We start from the raw sequence: 17,214 nt of genomic DNA, 5'->3' as shown, positions 1-17,214 counted from the left end.
TGTCGATTTGAATAATGTTCTACCATGAGCCGTCATTCATGATGTGGGCAGCTTCGTTCATGCCCCCCGAGGCCCGATGAGATGAGAGACCTGCCACCTACCGCCACCTTGCGCGCCTTCGAGGTCGCCACCCGTCACGGGACGTTTACCTCCGCATCCGAGGAGCTGCACGTTACCCAAAGTGCGGTCAGCCACCAATTAAAACATCTTGAAGACATCTGGGGCGTGCAGCTGTTTCAGCGCGGCAAGACGTTAAGCCTGACGCCGGCCGGGGCGGCCCTGGCGCCGATCGTACGGACGTTTTTCATGAACCTGGAGGCGACGCTCGCGGACCTTCGGGAAGAGAACGGCCGGGTCAGGCTCAAGGTCAGTACGACCTATTCCTACGCGCTGAAATGGCTGCTGCCGCGCTTGCCCAATCTGTCGCAACTGCATCCGGAAATCCTCGTCACGCTGGACAGCACAGACACGGCCATCAACTTTGCCAGCGGCGAGGCCGACGTGGCGATCCGTCTGGGCAGAGGCAACTACCCTGCGCTGCACTCGGAATTCATGTTCAGGGAACACATTTTTCCCGTGGCGAGCCCTGACTTGCTCAAGCGCTTCGGCATGCCCCGGGAGCCGGCCGAGTTGTTGCGTTATCCGCTGCTGGCCCGGGACGGTTCGGATCTGGTGCCGAAATGGGAGGTGTGGTTCCAGAACATCGGCCTGGGTGTTACCTCGCTCAAGGAAAGCGTGCGTTTCCCCGACACCAACATGACCGTGGAAGCGGCTTTGCTGGGGCAGGGCATCGCCCTCGTTCGCAGTGGCCACGTGGAAAAAGAGCTGCGCGACGGCACTCTGATCAGGTTATTCGACGTGCCGTTTCCCTCGCCCGTGGCCTATTACTTCGTCTGCCCGAAGGGGGTCGAAACCCAGCCCCACGTCGCCAGCTTTCGCGACTGGCTGATTGAGGAATCGACCTCAGCCGGCCTCAGTTATGACTGAAGCATGAGGAATTGCTCATCATCCAATGAGAAGACTTCGCTTTCGTTTCTTCTGTCAGCCTGACTAAGATCGGCCCCATGCCTACTCACATCATCCTGTTAATCCTCTTCGCCGCTTTGCTGCACGCCAGCTGGAATGCCTTGCTGCGCGGCGGTGGCGACAAGCTCTGGTCGATGACCGTCATGTGCGTGGCGGTGGCCATCGTCAGCCTGGCCGGAGCACTGTTCATGGATGCCCCGGCGCGGGAGAGCTGGCCTTACGCGGTGCTCTCGGCGCTGCTGCATGTCGGCTATAACCTGTTTCTGGTGCGCACCTATCGCAGCGGCGACCTCGGGCAAACCTATCCAATCTCCCGGGGTTCATCGCCGGTGTTGATTACGCTATGTGCGTCGATCTTCGCGGGGGAGGTGGTCGATACCGGCGCGACGATCGGCATTGCACTGGTGTCAGCGGGGATTATTTCCCTCGCGTTCAAAGGCCGCAAACTGGATGTCCCCAGCCTTCCTTATGCGCTGGGCACCGGGTGTTTCATTGCGGCCTATAGCGTGACGGACGGCATCGGCGGGCGTCTGTCCGGCGCGCCAATGGCTTACACCGCCTGGATGTGCGCCCTGTGGGGTGTACTGATGCCGATCACTTACATCTGTCTGCGGGACGCACGCAGTCTGTTCACGGTGCGGCCCGGTTTGGTCGCCTCGTTGGGCGGAGGTGTGGTGTCGCTGCTGGCCTACGGCATCGTCATCTATGCGATGACCCTCGCGCCCATGGGAGCGGTGTCGGCCCTGCGTGAGACGAGTGTGCTGTTTGCCGCATTGCTCGGGTATCTGTTTTTGGGCGAGTCGCTGACCGTGCGCAAGATCCTCGCGTGCGTGGTCATTGCGGCCGGGACGATCATCATTGGCTAAATAGCGGGTGCTCACCTGCGCAGCTTTGGCTTCACCGCTTTCAGCCGCGCAATGGCCAGGTTGTGCAGATATTGGCGTACGGCGTCGTGGTGCTCGACGCTCACGTGATAGCTGTCCAGCAGCCCTAACAAATACCCCTCGGCCATGGCGTGATAACGCGACACGCTTTCCCGGGTGTCACTGGTGTTGAGCCTGGCAATCAACTCGTCGATCCGGGCGCGGTGCTCAGGTGAGAACCAGTCCTGCTGAGGCGCAGAGCCGGCGTCGTCGGTCAGGGGCGTGTGCAGATTCATCGGGCCTCCAGGCAAGCACATCGGTCGCGGGCTAAATGACGCAGGACGGTGCTGCCACTGATCCCGCGAACATGGGTTTGGACAGCGTATGGGCGGCAAAATCCAGTCGCGCGGCGAGCACATGAGACAAGCAATGGGACTGACTGCCGCACGCGATGCTTTTAGTGGGACCGGCTTCAGCCGGGAAGGGGCCGGAGTGAACGCCATCGATGCCGGCATTTTCGCGGATGCCTCGGACCAACACTCAGACCAACCCAGGGCCGGGGTTTCGATTGTCCTGTATGCGGGACGATCTATCGCATTTCCACCCTCTAATCACGCATTACCCCATCAGGTAGGATGACGCCACTTGATCGCCAGGCGGCGATTCTCACCTTGGGAAGCACTTCATGAAACTCTTGCACCTCGATTCCAGCATCCTCGGCGATCACTCCGCTTCGCGTCAGTTGAGCCGCAGTGTCGTTCAGTCTTTCACCGCTATCACCCCGGACACGCAGGTGGTGTACCGGGATCTGGCGAACGCGCCACTCAATCATTTCTCCGGCGCCACGCTGGCCGCTGCCGGTACGCCGGTGGAAGGCCGCGACGCGGCGCAGACGCTTGAAGTCGACACCAATGAAGCGACGCTGGAAGAGTTTTTGTCGTCTGACGTGGTGGTGATCGGTGCGCCGATGTACAACTTCAGCATCCCGAGTCAGTTGAAAGCGTGGATCGACCGCATCTGTGTGGCGGGCCGCACCTTCCGCTACACCGAAGCGGGCCCGGAAGGTCTGTGCAAGGGCAAGAAAGTCATCATCGTTTCCACCACGGGCGGTCTGCATCAGGGCTTGCCGAGCGGTGTTGGCCATGACGACCTGCTCAAAGTGGTCTTCGGCTTTATCGGCGTCACGGATCTGCACTTCGTCGTGGCCGAAGGCCTGGCTTATGGCGACGAGCCGCGTGCCGCTGCCATGGCCGCCGCGCAGAAGCACATCAGCGAAACGCTGTTCGCCTAAGCCCGACCACGCAGCGAGCGTCCCCGCCAAGGGGGCGAAGCGGCTCTAAGCGAAAAAAGCGCCACCTGAAAGCCCTGTCACCATCGGCCCACACGCCGATGGATGGCAGGGCTTTCGTCGTTTTGCGGTCGCGCGTTCAGCCGGGCGACAGCCTTTATGACTTCTTTGCGCGTAACCTTCTCCAGGCCCGTAGAATGCCGGCCCATCCGGTCGGTTCTGCGTCAAACGGCGGCCGATGTCTTCAATTCATCGAGCTTGGCCCGCCTTGTGCACTATTGATCCTCAAACGTTTCGGAATGTTATCGAACCCCAAGGGTCAGATAGCGACAGACGCCGTTTTTGCGGGGCTTCATCCCTTGAGCGTCTGAATCGGCAGGCATGGATTGATAAGGTGAGGGGCATTGCAATGATGCGTCTTTGTGCAGTGATGATGATCAGCCTGCTGGGCAGCCTGATTTCGGTGCAGGCCAGCGAGCTACAGAGCTGGAGTGTGGGCTTTCACGAGCTGACGTTCCTCGATCCGCTGGATTCCCGGCCCATGCACGCCTACGCCTTTTACCCCTCCACCGACGATGAGCACATCACCCGCGTTCAGGGTTATCCCATTGAAGCTTCCGAGGACGCCACCATTGCCATGGGTCGTTTCCCGCTGCTGATGCTGTCCCACGGCAACACCGGCACGCCGCTGGCGCAACACGACCTGGCGACGTCACTGGCGCGCAAGGGATTTGTCGTTGTGGCGGTGTTTCATCCGGGCGACAACTACATGGACCACAGCCGCCTGGGCAGCCTGAGCAATCTCTACGGTCGTCCGCTGCAAATATCCGAAGCCATCAGTGCCGCATTGATCGACCCGATGCTGTCGCCGTACATCAGCGCGCGCCGCGTCGGCGTGATCGGCTATTCGGCGGGGGGCGAAACGGCGTTGATTCTCGCCGGCGCCCAGCCTGATCTGCAGCGTCTGCGCCATTACTGCACCGAGCGCCCCCAGGATCGTGATGCCTGTAAAACCCAGGGCGAACTGGTCGCAGATCGCGATGACTTGCACGCCCAGGCTGACCCCCGTGTGGGCGCATTGATGTTGATGGCGCCGCTGGGATTGATGTTCGGTCGGCAGACCTTGGCTGACGTGCACGTGCCGGTATTGCTTTACAGCGGCGACGGAGACGAATTGCTCGCCATCGACAAGAACGCCGAAGCGCTGGCGCGCAAGCTGCCCGACGTTTCGGATTTCAAACTGTTCGCCGGGGCAGGGCACTTTGTGTTCATGGCGCCTTGTGATGACGAGCAACGCGCCACCCAGCCTGGGCTGTGCACCGATGCCATCGGCGTCAATCGCGAAAGCATTCACCGCGACCTGAGCACGGAAGCCGTGCGTTTTTTCGGCACTGCTCTGGGCACGCCGACCAGTACCGCCGGAATGCAGACCGCCGCCCATCGTGAGCTTGAGCCCGTCAACAGCCTGGATCAGTGAGTCTCACCGGGGACCTGAGCCCAACCGCGCTGCCTACTGGGCGTCCGCCGCAGGCGAGGGCGTGGGTTTGCCACGAATCACTTTGCCGCGCCGCTCGGCAATCTCCCGCGCCTGACCATCACGCTGCCCGCCGGTGCGCGCTTCGCTGATCAATGCCGGAATCAATGGCCCCTCTGGCAGGTTCTTCCAGAACCGCGCCGGCAGATGGCCCTGCATGACTTTCGGATTGAGCCGCGCCGGATTGAAAATGTGGCTGTAGTAGGTCAGCCACAAATTGCCGTGGGGATCGTCGGCGTTGCGCGCCAGCGACTGCCAGGCCTCCGGGCATACAGGCTGATGAATCAGCTGCACGCCGTCATAAAACACGCCGTCCTTTGGCGTCGCGATCATCCAGCGATGACGACCCATGCGCCCGATGAAATGCTCGCTGGCGGTGCGCAGAATGTCATGGGCGGGCTCGTGCCAGGCGACGTATTCCGGCAGGCACGTCATTTCCAGTAACGCCGCCTTGGCCGCAACGTCTTCGGCATTATCGATCACCGGCAGCGCCACGAAACGCAGAAACGCATGAAGGTGATGGGCTTCGCGGCTGACCTGTTTGAGGCGCCGGTGCAGTTCGCTGCCCAGTTTGTCGCCGGCCAGCATGGCCGTGCGATCACCGTGACTGACTCGCCAGAGCACTTCGTAGAGCAGCGTCCAGCGCTGGTCGCCGCAGAACTGTGCGGCGTTCTGCAGCAGTTCCAGCAACTCAAGGGGAATGCGCGCGCGAAAAGGGCCGGGTTCGTCCGGGTAATGGGTGTCGCTGGCAAAGAGGTCAGCGTCCTGCTGCACGCTCCAGCTCACCTGATCCGGGTTGATCTGGTGGCTCATCAGCCAGCGCGCCTGCTGCCGCCAGGTGTCGAATGAGTCCGCGCAATCGAGAATGATCATCCCCACAGCGCCATCTGTTGCGGCTGGGGTTTGTCCCGCAGCTGCTCGCGCAGATCGATGCTCGAGCTTTCGGCCTGGCGGGGATGGTAGTCGCTGGTAATGATGAATGGCTTGGCCTTGGCCAGCACGCAACGCAGCCGGGTCAGGTCTTCGTAACGGATGCGGCGCTGGCGGCGCAGTTCGACCAGACGCTTGGTGGTGCGAATGCCGATGCCGGGGATCCGCGCGATCATCGCCGGTTCCGCGCGGTTGAGGTCCAGCGGGAAGATGTCGCGATGCTCCAGCGCCCAGGCCAGCTTCGGGTCAATGTCCAGGGCCAGATGCCCCGGGCCTTGCAGCAACTCATTGGCGCTGTAGCCGTAGCTGCGCAGCAGGAAGTCGGCCTGATACAAGCGGTGCTCGCGCATCAACGGTGGCGCAGCGTGGGGCACGCTTTTCGGGCTGTTGGGAATCGGGCTGAACGCCGAATAGTAGACGCGCTTTAGGCGGAAATCGCCGTACAGCGACTCAGCGGTGTGCAGGATGGTGCTGTCATCGGTCTCGTCGGCACCGACAATCATCTGCGTGCTTTGCCCGGCTGGCGTGAATTTCGGCGCCCGCGGCTCGTTGAGCACGGTTTGTTGACCGGTGTAAATGGTCTGCATCGCCTGCTTGATTGAGCCCATTTCCTTTTCAGGCGCGAGGGTTTGCAACCCAAGCTGGGTCGGCAGTTCGATGTTGACGCTGAGACGGTCGGCGTAGCGCCCGGCTTCTTCGATCAGCGCAGGGTCGGCTTCGGGGATCGTCTTGAGGTGGATATAGCCACGGAATTCGTGGTCTTCACGCAGCAGCTTGGCCACGCGAATCAGCTGTTCCATGGTGTAGTCCGCCGAGCGGATGATCCCGGAGCTGAGAAACAGGCCGCTGACACAGTTGCGGCGGTAGAAGTCCATGGTCAGGCTGACCACTTCTTCCGGGCTGAAACGTGCCCGCGGCACGTCGCTGGAACGGCGGTTCACGCAGTACTGGCAGTCGTACAGGCAGAAATTGGTGAGAAGGATTTTCAGCAGCGAGACACAGCGCCCGTCAGGGGTGTAGCTGTGGCAGATGCCCATGCCATTGCTCGATCCGAGGCCGGATTTGCCTTCGGAGCTGCGCTTGGGCGCTGCGCTGCTGGCGCAGGAGGCGTCGTACTTGGCGGCGTCGGCGAGGATGCTCAGCTTGTCGATCAGCTGCATGGATTTTCTCGATACTGTTTTTATGTACAGTATCGAGTTAGCCGGGGATGAACAAGGGCCGATCGGATAGATGACCGGTCGATCAACTGATGCGCTGTACCAATTCCTTCAATTCACCGAAATCTTTGACACGATGGAAGTTGGCGTTGTCCATGAACGCCGAAAAATCCGTGTCGCCGTAACCCGCTACTTGCGCGCCGGCACCCAGCCCGGCTTCAACGCCCGGAATGCTGTCTTCCACCAACAGGCACTGAGTGGGCGGCAGGCCCAATAATTCGGCGGCGTGTTCGATCAGGATCGGGGAGGGTTTCCACGATTGCACTTCATAAGCGCTGACGATCAGGCCGTGGAATACGTCCAGCAGGCCGACCGTGCTCAGGCAGGTTTCGATCTTGCTGCGCGGGCCGTTGGAGGCGACGCACTTAGGCAGCGCCAGGTTACGCACGAACTCGACAGCGCCGGGCATTTCTTCCAGCCGTTCACGGAGCAGCGGCAGGGTGCGTGCGCGGAATTCGCTTTCGATGTCGTCGCCTGGCAACCATGGGTAATCGCGGCACAGGCCTTCCAGGCACAGCGCAAACTGCACGCCCCGAAAGCGTTGCAGCACTTCGTCGACGCTCAGTAAAACCTGGTGTTTGTTGAGGATGTCGCGCAGCAGGCCGGCGGCCAGCCGTTCGCTGTCAACCAGGGTTCCGTCGCAGTCAAAAATGACGCCGGCAATATTCAAGCGGGGTTCTCCTTCTTTCTCGATCAGGTTGCTTGATCGGAATGCATGTGCAGATGTCTGGAATCCGGGGTGGGGCCGTTCGACCGGCATTATCCAGAAAAGTTGGCCTCGATGTTCGGGCACTGACTTACGGTACGGCGCGTCCAGCCCGTGGGTCGCGGGTGCCGGGATTTAAACGGCTCGCAGGCAGGCCGACGTCGTTATCGTCAGGCCTGCACGTGAAACGCCGGTTACAGCTCGACCGGCGTGACCAGCGTCCCTTTCTCGAAATGATCACTGACGTTGGCGAACACCAGATCGGCCATGGCCTGGCGCGTTTCGTAGGTCCCCGAGCCGATGTGCGGGGTGAGCACCACGTTGTCCAGCTTCAACAGCTCGGCTGGCACATTGGGTTCGTCTTCGAACACGTCGAGGCCGGCGCCGGCGATTTCCGAGGCCAGCAGCGAGGCCACCAGGGCCTTCTCGTCGACAACGGTGCCGCGGGCGACGTTGATCAGAAATGATTTGGGACCGAGTGCCCGGAGCACTTCGGCGTCGATCAGGTGCTGGGTGTCCGGGCCGCCGGGAACGATCACGATCAGGTAGTCCGAGTCCTGGGCCAGGTGCTGAAGGTTGTCGTAGTGCCGGTAGGCCACATCGTCGTAAGCGCGGCCACGGCGAAAGTAGGCGATGTTCATCTCGAACGCAGCGGCGCGTCTGGCGATGGTCTTGCCGATCTTGCCCAGGCCGACAATGCCGCAGGTCTTGCCGCACAGGTCGTTGCCGAGGGGGAATTTGCCGTCGGGCCACTGGCCGGCCCGCACGAAGCGCTCGGCCTGGCTGATGCGGCGGGACACGCAGAGCATCAGCGCCATGGCGGTTTCGGCGACGGCGTTGTTGAGCACGTCGGGGGTGTTGCTCAGCTTGATGCCACGGCGTGTCAGGTAGTCAGTGTCGACCGCGTCATAGCCGACGCCGAAGCTGTTGACCACTTCCAGGTTCGGCAGGCGGTCGAGGATGGCGTTGTCGGTGCCAAACACGCCGCTGGTGACGACGCCGCGCACCTTGGTCCCGTGTTGGCTGGCCCAGGCGTCGATGTCGTTGATGTCGGCGAGTTTGTGCACGCTGTAATCGCGCTCAAGATTGTGCATCAGCGATGCATGCATTGGTCCCCAGACCAGAATGTCGGCTTTCTTCTCGCTCATTGGTTTCTCCTTCATAGGGCCAGATAGGTTTCGGTGTTCAGCACCTCGGCATAGGCAAAGCCTAACGCTGACATGAATGCCGCGTGGACGTGGGCCGCCGGCACTACGTTGCCTTCGAACTCCAGGTCGCGGCTGGCGCAGGCGTCGTGAATGACTTTGACGGTGTAGCCGAGGTCCGCCGCCGCGCGGGTAGTGGCGTCGATGCACATGTGGCTCATGGAACCGATGATCACCAGGTTCTCGATGCTCTTGTCTTCGAGCAGCGCTTGCAGCCCGGTTTCGCGGAACGAGTTGGGGAAATGCTTGAGCACCACCGGTTCGCTTTCAAGGTTCAGGACTTTGGGGTGCAGCCTCGCGCCCTCGGAGCCGGGGGTGAAGAAAGGCGCGTCGGCGCCGGACTCATGGCGGATGAAGACGATCAGGTCCCCGGCGTCGCGGGCGGCCTGAATGACCCTGGCGGCATTGTCAGCGGCGGCGTCGGCCCCTGCCAGTGGCCATTTACCGCCGGGAAAGTAGTCATTCTGGATATCGACTACGATGAGCGCTGTGCTGGACATTCGGGCTTCCTTGTTGAATGAGTGGGGTGGGTCAGAGTAATGCCTGCCCGAGCGTAGGGCCACTCCCGCTACACAGGTTGAACGCGATGCTTTTTGTGGAACCGGCTTCAGCCGGGAAGGGGCCAGTGCGTACGACATCAATTTTGCAGTGTAATGATTGACGCCTTCCCGGCTAAAGCCGGTCCTGGCGGGCGCGCGGAGTGATAGTAGGACCGGCTTCAGCCGGGAAGGGGCCGGTGCGTACAGACATCGATTGTGCGGCGCGCCGTCCGATGCTGTCCCTGCTGAGCGCGGCCCTGCTATCAAGGCACAAGCCCCGTTTGAATCAGCGGCGGTTGTCGGTGTCCATAAGCCGCCACCTTATTTGAGTAACCAACGAGAAGTCATGCCCGTGAACGGAATCAGCCGCCACCTCCATGCCCTAGCCAGCCTGATCGTGCTGACACTGCTCGCCGGTTGCAGCTCGCAACGCAGCCAGGAACCCGCGCCGGACCCCGCGGTGGTGCGCAGTGAAATTGTGCGGTTGTTGCCCGCCAATGTCGCCGACCGCCAGGGCTGGGCCGAGGACATTCAGCGCGCCTTCGACGCACAGAAAATCAATCCGAGCGTTGAAAACCTCTGCTCCGTGCTGGCCGTGACCGAGCAGGAATCCAACTTTCAGGTCGACCCGGCCGTGCCTGGCATGGGCAAGATCGCCCAAGACGAGATCGACCGTCGCGCCAGCAAGGCGCACATCCCCAATCTGCTGGTGCGCAGCGCGCTGGACATCCGCTCGTCAACCGGCAAGACCTTCAACGAACGCCTGAGCGCTGCCCGCACGGAGAAAGACCTGAGCGCGATCTTCGACGACTTCATCGGCATGGTGCCCCTGGGCCGCACGCTGTTCGGCAACTTCAATCCAGTGCACACCGCCGGACCCATGCAGGTCAGCATCGACTTTGCCGAGCGGCAGGCCCGCGATTATCCCTATCCGGTCGAGGGCTCTATTCGCCATGAAGTGTTCAGCCGTCGCGGCGGCATGTACTTCGGCATCGCCCACCTGCTGGGTTACCCGGTCAGCTACGACAAACCGCTGTACCGCTTCGCCGACTTCAACGCCGGCTGGTACGCCAGTCGCAATGCGGCGTTCCAGAGCGCCCTGGCGCGGGTGTCCGGCAAACGTCTGGCACTGGATGGCGACCTGATCAGCTACGGTTTCGGCCCCGCCCTGGGGCAGACCGAACTGGCCGTGCGCAGCCTCTACCCGCAGCTGGATATGCGCAACACGACCATCCGCAGCCAGTTGGAGAAGGGCGAGACCCTGGCCTTCGAAGACACGGAGCTGTACGCGAACATTTTCGCCATCGCCGACAAAGCCGCCGGCAAACCGCTGCCGAGGGCGATTTTGCCGGGCATCGTGCTGGAAAGTCCGAAGATCACCCGCAAGCTGACCACGGCCTGGTTTGCCCAGCGGGTGGAAGAACGGCGAGTTCGCTGCATGGCGCGGGCATCGGGTTCGTTGAAGTGAGGATGGGATTGCTGAAAGCTTACCGGCGAACGCCGGCCCCACATTCAAATTTGCAGGAGGCACCCTCGTGAATCGCGACATCGAAACACCCACCATCATTACCAGCAGCAACCCGCCCCCCGAGGCTTCACCGGCCAATGATCAGGTGGCCGATGCCATGCTGTTCGGATCGCCCAAAGACCGGCTGGATTTCTACCGCAAGGAAATCCAGTACGAGACGGCGATCCTGTCCAACCGCACCAACGCCTATTTGTCCGCGCAATCATTTCTGGTCATTGCCTTCGCCTCGTCGATGGCCAACCTCAATCCGGAGTGGGGCAAGATGTTCACGCTGGTGGTGCCGCCTTTTCTCACACTGCTCGGACTGATCAGCTCCATGCACGCCTGGCCCGGCATTCGCGCGGCGTACGAAATCATCGATCACTGGCATTTCAAGCAGGCCCAGTTGCTCAGCAGTCAGCCGGCCATGGGGTTGGCGTATGACGATTCGCCGCTGTTCAGTGAGCACGAGTCCAGCGAGAAGGGCTATCGCAAGTCGCTGATGTTTTCAATGCGCACGCCATGGCTCTTCACGGGGTTCTGGTTTTTGCTGGGAGCGTTTTCCATCTATGTGCAGGTCGTCGACAGTGTGTTTTAAGTCCGCGCCGATCGCGCCGATAAAGAAACAATGAAAACGGGCTGATGTTACCTTGACACCAACTCGCGGCAGGCGTATTTCGTCTGCCCGGTTCAAGCCCTTTGCAGCGGCTGCGATCAGGCGAGCCAGGCATTGTCCCGTTCCGCGCCCGGTAACCCGCTGCTGCTCAACGTTTTCGCGCTGTTTTAGACCGCTCTGCTTATTTCACAGGCCTGCTCAAGTCGATCCACTCAAGCTTTCGACGCGCACTCACTGGAGCCACCCCCCATGGCAGCATTACAACAAATCACCGTCGACGCCCTCAAGCGCTCCGAATCGCAGCTGGCCGTTCAATGGCACGCCGACCTGGAAGCCAGCGGCGCAACGCGTAACCTCAAACCCGAGGAAATCCGCCAGCAAGTCGCCGACTTCCTGCGCCTGCTGACGTCGACGCTGGAGAAGGGCGGCTCCGCCAACATCACCACCACCGAGTGGGATGACGTTCGTCACTTCCTGGAAAAATTATCCAGCCAGCGCGCGTTGGCCGGTCAGGATTCCCAGCAGACTGCCAGCTTCATCTTCGCCCTCAAGGGCCCGCTGTTCACCCAGCTGCAAAATGCCTTCGCCGACCAGCCGTTGCTGATTGCCGAGCAAGTGCTGCAGATGTCCGAGCTGCTCGACGGTCTGGGTCTTCACACCATCCGCACCTATCAGAAGTCCCGTGAAGCGGTGATCAAGCGTCAGCAGGAAGAACTGCTTGAGCTGTCCACGCCAGTGGTCAAGCTGTGGGACGGCGTCCTGGCACTGCCGATGATCGGCACGCTGGACTCGCAACGTACCCAAGTGGTCATGGAATCGCTGTTGCAGCGCATCGTCGACACCGGCGCGGAAATCGCGATCATCGACATCACCGGCGTGCCGACCGTCGACACCCTGGTGGCTCAGCATCTGCTCAAAACCGTCACGGCGATCCGGCTGATGGGCGCCGATTGCATCATCAGCGGCGTGCGTCCGCAGATTGCCCAGACCATCGTGCACCTGGGTCTGGACCTGCAAGGCGTCGTCACCAAAGCCAATCTGGCCGATGCCCTCGCACTGGCCCTGCGCCGTCTGGGCGTCACCCTCACCAAGGCGGTATGAGCCCATGGAGCGCATCCCGATTCTGCAGATGGGCGACTTTCTGCTCGTCACCATTCAGGTGGACATGCATGACCAACTGGCGCTGACGCTGCAGGACGACTTGTCCGAGCGCATCAGCCGCACCTCGGCACGCGGCGTGCTGATCGACATTTCCGCGCTGGACATGGTCGATTCGTTCATTGGCCGGATGATCGGCATGATTTCCGGCCTGTCACGGATCATGGACGCCGAAACCGTGCTGGTCGGCATGCAGCCTGCGGTGGCTATCACGCTGGTGGAGCTGGGCATGACCCTGCCCGGCGTCAGCACGGCACTGAACGTCGAGCGCGGCATGAAGCTGCTGCGCGAGCGAGCCTATTCCCAATGACCGTGCGCAGCAGCGGCACTCAACCCATCCGCATCGAGCAGGATGTAGTGCTGGCCCGGCAGACCGCGCGCAAGCTGGCCCAGGAATGCGGCATGCGCCTGATCGACCTGACCAAGCTGGTCACAGCGGTCAGCGAGCTGGCGCGCAACACCATGGTCTACGGTGGCGGCGGTGACATGGACTGGCAGATCGTCGAGGACGGCCTGCGCGTCGGCCTGCGCCTGACCTTTCGCGACGAAGGCCCCGGCATTCCCGACCTCAAGCTGGCGATGACCGACGGTTGGACCTCTGGCGGCGGCCTTGGCCTTGGCCTGACGGGTGCCAAGCGGCTGGTGGACGATTTCGAGCTGGACACCTCACCCGGTGCGGGCACGCGCGTGACGATCTGCAAATGGACCTGAACCTGCACAGTCAGCTGACGCAGGTCTTGTCGGTGGAGGATGTCAGTCAAGTGGGCCATGCCCGGCGCACGATGCAGAGACTCGCTGAAGATGCGGGTTTTGACGAAACAGATTGCGGCCGCGTGGCGCTGGTGGTGACCGAACTGGCCAGCAACATCATCAAGCATGCCCAGAGCGGTGAGCTGCACGTGCGCGCGCTGCCGGGCGACGTCTCGGGCGCAGCGGCGGGTGTCGAGATCCTTGCCATCGACCGGGGCAAGGGTTTCGACGTCCAGAACTGCATGACCGACGGCTTCTCCACCCGTGGCACGCAAGGCATCGGCCTGGGCTCGGTGCTGCGCCAGGCGCAGGTCTTCGACGTGCACAGCGACCCCCGCGGCAGCGTATTGCTGGCGCGCTTCTATCCGCGCAAGGCCTCCTTCAAGGACCTGCGCATGGGCATCACTCAGCACTCGCTGCACGATGACCCGGCCTGCGGCGATGTCTGGGAAGTGGCGATCAAGGGACAGCAGGTGTCGATCATGATGATCGACGGCCTGGGTCACGGTCCGGAAGCCGAAGACGCGGGCATGGCGGGCGCCCGGGCGTTCATTCGCAACCCCTTCGCCGACCCCGGCGTACTGCTCGACGATTTGCACTTCGACATGCGCGGCAGCCGTGGTGGCGCCGCTGCACTGGCGCAGTTCGACGGCGCCTCGGGCAGACTGCGCTTTGTCGGCATCGGCAATATCGGGGCGACGTTGATTGGCGATGAGAAAGCCCGAGGCATTCCTTCGCACCCCGGCATCGTCGGCCTGCAATACCGCAAGGTTGCACCGATGGATTACGCTGATTGCACGGGGCAGTTGTTGATCCTGTTCAGCGACGGTCTGCAATCGCGTTGGAATCTTCGCGATTATCCCGGTCTGATGTACCGACACCCGGCGATCATTGCCGCGGTATTGCACCGCGATTACAGCCGGGGCAGGGACGATGTGACGGTATTGGCAATGGCTCTGGAGATGCTCGATGACTGACAACACCGCCGGTGAGACGCCAGAAGGCGCTTGCGGCATCGAAATCGACACCCGGCTCGAACTCGAACGCTTGCGCACCGAGGCCGAGTCGCTGCGTGCCGAGCTGGATGAGACCAATCAGGGCGTGCTCGCGCTTTACGCCGAGCTTGAAGATCAGGCCGACCAACTGCGCGAGGCGTCGGATCTCAAGAGCCGTTTTCTGTCGTACATGAGCCATGAATTCCGCACGCCGCTGGGCTCGATCCTGAGCATCGCCAGCCTGCTGTCCGATGAGCTGGACGGCCCGTTGAGCCCCGAGCAACACAAACAGGTCGCGTTCGTCAGTCACGCTGCCCGTGAATTGAGCGACATGGTCGACGACCTGCTTGATCTGGCGAAGATCGAAGCCGGGCGCATCAGCATCTCGCCGGCCTGGTTCGACATGTTCGATCTGTTCTCGGCGCTGCGCGGCATGTTCCGGCCCATCGTTGACACCTCGGCCGTGGACCTGATCTTTGAAGAGCCCGCGGGCCTGCCGAGGCTCTACACCGATGACCAGAAGCTCGGGCAGATTCTGCGCAACTTCATTTCCAACTCCCTGAAATTCACCCAGCGCGGCGAAGTGCGCGTCTCGGCACGGCTGGAATCCGAGGCCTCGGTTCGCTTTGCCGTGACCGACACCGGCATTGGCATTCCCCAGGAACTTCATGGCGCGTTGTTCGAAGACTTCATTCAGGTCGACTCGCCACTGCAGAAACGCTTGCGCGGGACCGGGTTGGGCCTGTCCCTGTGCAAACGTTTCGCCGAATTGCTCGGTGGCCGGGTGGGCGTGGAAAGCGAGCCTGGTGTGGGCTCGACGTTCTATGTGGTGATTCCGCTGACGCTGGCCCAGGAGCCTGCCGATGAAGTCTGAGACCCGGCTGCTGATCGTCGATGACAACACCGCGACCCGTTACGCCCTGCGTCGGCGCATGGAACGTCAGGGTTTTACGGTGTCGGAAGCGGGTACCGGCACCGAAGGCCTGGCGCTGATCGCCGAGCGGATCCCCGACGCGCTGATCCTCGACGTCAATCTGCCCGACATGAGCGGCTTTGACATCGTTCGTCAGTTGCGCGCGGCACCCCGCACGGCGCTGTTGCCGGTGGTGCATGTGTCCGCGGCGTCGATCCAGACCGGTGACATCGTCACCGGCCTGGAAGCTGGGGCGGACGCCTATCTGGTGCACCCGGTCGATCCTGATGTGTTGCTTGCCACCCTGCGCACGTTGCTGCGGGTGCGCGATACCGAGCACGCCCTGCGCGACAGCGAAGAACGCTTTCGCGAGATTTTCGCCAACGTGTCGGCGCCGATTGCGGTCATGGACGGCAGCCTGAAAGTCCATGAGGCCAATCACGCCTTTGCCCAATTGATCGGTCAGGACGCTGGCGACAGTTCGGTGCTGCGCAGCTTCAGCGAAGATCAGGGCTCGGCACTGGACGGGCTGCGTGAGGCGCTGGTAGCCGGCGAGCGCTGGATGGGCACCCTGAGCATGCGGGTCAAGGGCGAACTGCGCGAGACCGAGTGGCAGGTTTCGCCGTACCGGGTCAGCGGCATGAGCCTGGTGTTCATCGAGGACGTCACCGAGCACCGACGTCGCGAGCAATCGCACCTGCAGCAACTGGATTCGGTCAATACCCGGTTGGCCCATGAAGTGGCCGAGCGCGCGCGGACCGAAGAGCAACTGCTGCAAGCGCAGAAAATGGACGCCATCGGCAAACTGACCGGCGGCATCGCCCACGATTTCAACAACCTGCTGACCGGCATCGTCACCGGGCTGGAGTTGGTCAAGAAACGCACCGAAGACGGCCGCACGGAAAAGGTCCTGGTGTATGCCGATGCCGCGCTGGCGTCGGCGAAAAGCGCGTCGGCGCTGACCCACCGCCTGCTGGCCTTCGCTCGCCAGCAGCCCCTCGACACCCGCGCTTCAGACGTCAATCAATACGTGCGGTCTCTGGAAGATCTGCTGGCGCGCACCATCGGCAAGGGCATCGGCCTGAGGCTTGAGCTGACCTCGCGCAGCGCCGTGGCCATGGTCGACGCGGGCCAGCTGGAAAGCGCCTTGCTCAATCTGGTGATCAACGCCCGTGACGCCATGCCGGCGGGCGGCAATATCTGGATCAGCACCTTCGAGACCTACTCACAGGGTCATTCGCGCATGGCAGACGGCGCTTACATTGCCCTGACCGTGCGCGATGACGGCGTCGGCATCGAGCACCACCTGATCGACAAGGTGTTCGACCCGTTCTTTACCACCAAGCCCATCGGCCAGGGCACCGGCCTGGGCCTGTCAACGATCTACGGTTTCGCCCGGCAGTCGGGTGGCGACGTGCAGATTCGCAGCGTCGTTGGCCACGGCACCGAAGTGACCCTGATGTTGCCGGCCGCGGACGAGCAGGGCGTCGAGCCGCAGCAGCCCATGGCCGTCGCGGCACAGGGGGCAGGGGAGCACGTGCTCATCGTCGAAGACACGGCCTCGGTGCGCATGTTCGTCAATGAAGTGCTCACCGATGCCGGCTATCGCTGCACCCCGGTGGCGGATGTCGCTACGGCGCTGTCGTGTCTGGAAAACGATGCCACCATCGACCTGCTGCTGACCGATGTCGGCATGCCGGAGATGAACGGTCGCGAGGTCGCTCAGCGTGGCCGAGTCTGGCGTCCCGACTTGCCGGTGCTGTTCATGACCGGCTATGCCGAGAACGCACTGAACCGGCAGGATTTCCTGGGCGAACGGATGGACATGATTCTCAAACCCTTCCAGCTGGTGGAATTACTGTCGAAAGTCCGGGCCATGGTCGACAGCTAACGCGAACGAATGGTTTTTTTCTCGCCAATCAGTGAGTTCGGAGTATTTGAGCCGGTCGGTTTTTGTTACCGTGTGT

18 protein-coding genes are annotated in these 17,214 nt (G+C 62.1%); 12 read left to right on the top strand and 6 right to left on the bottom strand.

The genetic code is table 11. The features are described 5' to 3' along the window. The first annotated feature begins 81 nt into the window (after positions 1-81). Both gcvA and EC919_RS01145 read left to right on the top strand, forming a co-directional pair. Positions 82-987, top strand: a complete 906-nt coding sequence (gcvA, locus tag EC919_RS01150) for a transcriptional regulator GcvA (RefSeq protein WP_133770403.1) — start codon at positions 82-84, stop codon at positions 985-987. Between the two features lie 77 nt (positions 988-1,064). Next, positions 1,065-1,892: a DMT family transporter gene (locus EC919_RS01145; RefSeq protein WP_133770401.1), complete on the top strand. Its 828-nt coding sequence runs from the start codon at positions 1,065-1,067 to the stop codon at positions 1,890-1,892. Between the two features lie 11 nt (positions 1,893-1,903). Here the strand turns inward: EC919_RS01145 and EC919_RS01140 are convergent, their stop codons facing one another. After that, positions 1,904-2,185, bottom strand: a complete 282-nt coding sequence (locus EC919_RS01140; protein WP_133770399.1) for a hypothetical protein — start codon at positions 2,183-2,185, stop codon at positions 1,904-1,906. Between the two features lie 389 nt (positions 2,186-2,574). Here EC919_RS01140 and EC919_RS01135 point away from each other — a divergent pair, with 389 nt between their 5' ends. Both EC919_RS01135 and EC919_RS01130 read left to right on the top strand, forming a co-directional pair. Then, positions 2,575-3,180 carry an FMN-dependent NADH-azoreductase gene (locus EC919_RS01135; protein WP_133770397.1) on the top strand — a complete coding sequence of 202 codons (606 nt, stop codon included), beginning with the start codon at positions 2,575-2,577 and terminating at the stop codon, positions 3,178-3,180. Positions 3,181-3,586: 406 nt separating this feature from the next. Next, entirely contained in the window at positions 3,587-4,654 is a 1,068-nt protein-coding gene (locus EC919_RS01130; protein WP_133770395.1) for an alpha/beta hydrolase family protein, read from the top strand. A gap of 33 nt (positions 4,655-4,687) precedes the next feature. Here EC919_RS01130 and EC919_RS01125 read toward each other — a convergent pair whose 3' ends face one another. From EC919_RS01125 to EC919_RS01105, 5 genes are all read right to left on the bottom strand, one after another. Continuing rightward, positions 4,688-5,584 carry a TIGR03915 family putative DNA repair protein gene (locus tag EC919_RS01125; protein ID WP_133770393.1) on the bottom strand — a complete coding sequence of 299 codons (897 nt, stop codon included), beginning with the start codon at positions 5,582-5,584 and terminating at the stop codon, positions 4,688-4,690. Further along, positions 5,581-6,801, bottom strand: a complete 1,221-nt coding sequence (locus EC919_RS01120) for a putative DNA modification/repair radical SAM protein (RefSeq protein WP_133770392.1) — start codon at positions 6,799-6,801, stop codon at positions 5,581-5,583. Before EC919_RS01120 ends, EC919_RS01125 begins: the two co-directional genes overlap by 4 nt. Before the next feature lie 82 nt (positions 6,802-6,883). After that, positions 6,884-7,528 (bottom strand): HAD family hydrolase, encoded by a 645-nt coding sequence (locus EC919_RS01115; protein ID WP_133770390.1) that lies wholly within the window; start codon positions 7,526-7,528, stop codon positions 6,884-6,886. Positions 7,529-7,758: 230 nt separating this feature from the next. Continuing rightward, on the bottom strand, positions 7,759-8,712 hold the full coding sequence (locus tag EC919_RS01110) for a 2-hydroxyacid dehydrogenase (protein ID WP_133770388.1): 954 nt from the start codon (positions 8,710-8,712) through the stop codon (positions 7,759-7,761). Between the two features lie 11 nt (positions 8,713-8,723). Then, positions 8,724-9,269, bottom strand: coding sequence for a cysteine hydrolase family protein (locus EC919_RS01105; protein ID WP_133770386.1), 546 nt, complete (start codon positions 9,267-9,269; stop codon positions 8,724-8,726). Positions 9,270-9,654: 385 nt separating this feature from the next. Between EC919_RS01105 and EC919_RS01100 the strand changes: the two genes are divergently transcribed. From EC919_RS01100 to EC919_RS01065, 8 genes are all read left to right on the top strand, one after another. Then, positions 9,655-10,776, top strand: coding sequence for a DUF1615 domain-containing protein (locus EC919_RS01100; RefSeq protein ID WP_133770384.1), 1,122 nt, complete (start codon positions 9,655-9,657; stop codon positions 10,774-10,776). Between the two features lie 157 nt (positions 10,777-10,933). After that, positions 10,934-11,413 carry a hypothetical protein gene (locus tag EC919_RS01095; RefSeq protein WP_133770893.1) on the top strand — a complete coding sequence of 160 codons (480 nt, stop codon included), beginning with the start codon at positions 10,934-10,936 and terminating at the stop codon, positions 11,411-11,413. Between the two features lie 267 nt (positions 11,414-11,680). Continuing rightward, on the top strand, positions 11,681-12,532 hold the full coding sequence (locus tag EC919_RS01090) for an STAS domain-containing protein (RefSeq protein ID WP_065991450.1): 852 nt from the start codon (positions 11,681-11,683) through the stop codon (positions 12,530-12,532). 4 nt (positions 12,533-12,536) lie between these two features. After that, complete coding sequence (locus EC919_RS01085; RefSeq protein WP_037010489.1) at positions 12,537-12,899, top strand: STAS domain-containing protein; 363 nt, start codon at positions 12,537-12,539, stop codon at positions 12,897-12,899. Further along, the gene (locus EC919_RS01080) at positions 12,896-13,300 is read left to right on the top strand and encodes an anti-sigma regulatory factor (protein ID WP_133770382.1); all 405 of its coding nucleotides are present in this window, start codon (positions 12,896-12,898) and stop codon (positions 13,298-13,300) included. The genes EC919_RS01085 and EC919_RS01080 overlap by 4 nt, the downstream gene beginning before the upstream one ends. Then, a complete protein-coding gene (locus EC919_RS01075; protein WP_208294937.1) occupies positions 13,291-14,316 on the top strand; it encodes an ATP-binding protein in 1,026 nt (341 codons plus the stop codon). The genes EC919_RS01080 and EC919_RS01075 overlap by 10 nt, the downstream gene beginning before the upstream one ends. Continuing rightward, complete coding sequence (locus tag EC919_RS01070) at positions 14,309-15,208, top strand: sensor histidine kinase (protein ID WP_133770380.1); 900 nt, start codon at positions 14,309-14,311, stop codon at positions 15,206-15,208. Before EC919_RS01075 ends, EC919_RS01070 begins: the two co-directional genes overlap by 8 nt. Continuing rightward, entirely contained in the window at positions 15,198-17,138 is a 1,941-nt protein-coding gene (locus EC919_RS01065) for a response regulator (RefSeq protein ID WP_133770378.1), read from the top strand. Before EC919_RS01070 ends, EC919_RS01065 begins: the two co-directional genes overlap by 11 nt. The last annotated feature ends 76 nt before the right edge of the window (positions 17,139-17,214 follow it).

It is taken from the genome of Pseudomonas graminis (genome assembly GCF_004364335.1).
Taxonomy (GTDB): Bacteria; Pseudomonadota; Gammaproteobacteria; order Pseudomonadales; family Pseudomonadaceae; genus Aquipseudomonas; species Aquipseudomonas graminis_D.
The sequence above is the reverse complement of the archived record's forward strand: the minus strand, read 5'-3'. Positions and strand labels throughout refer to the sequence as shown.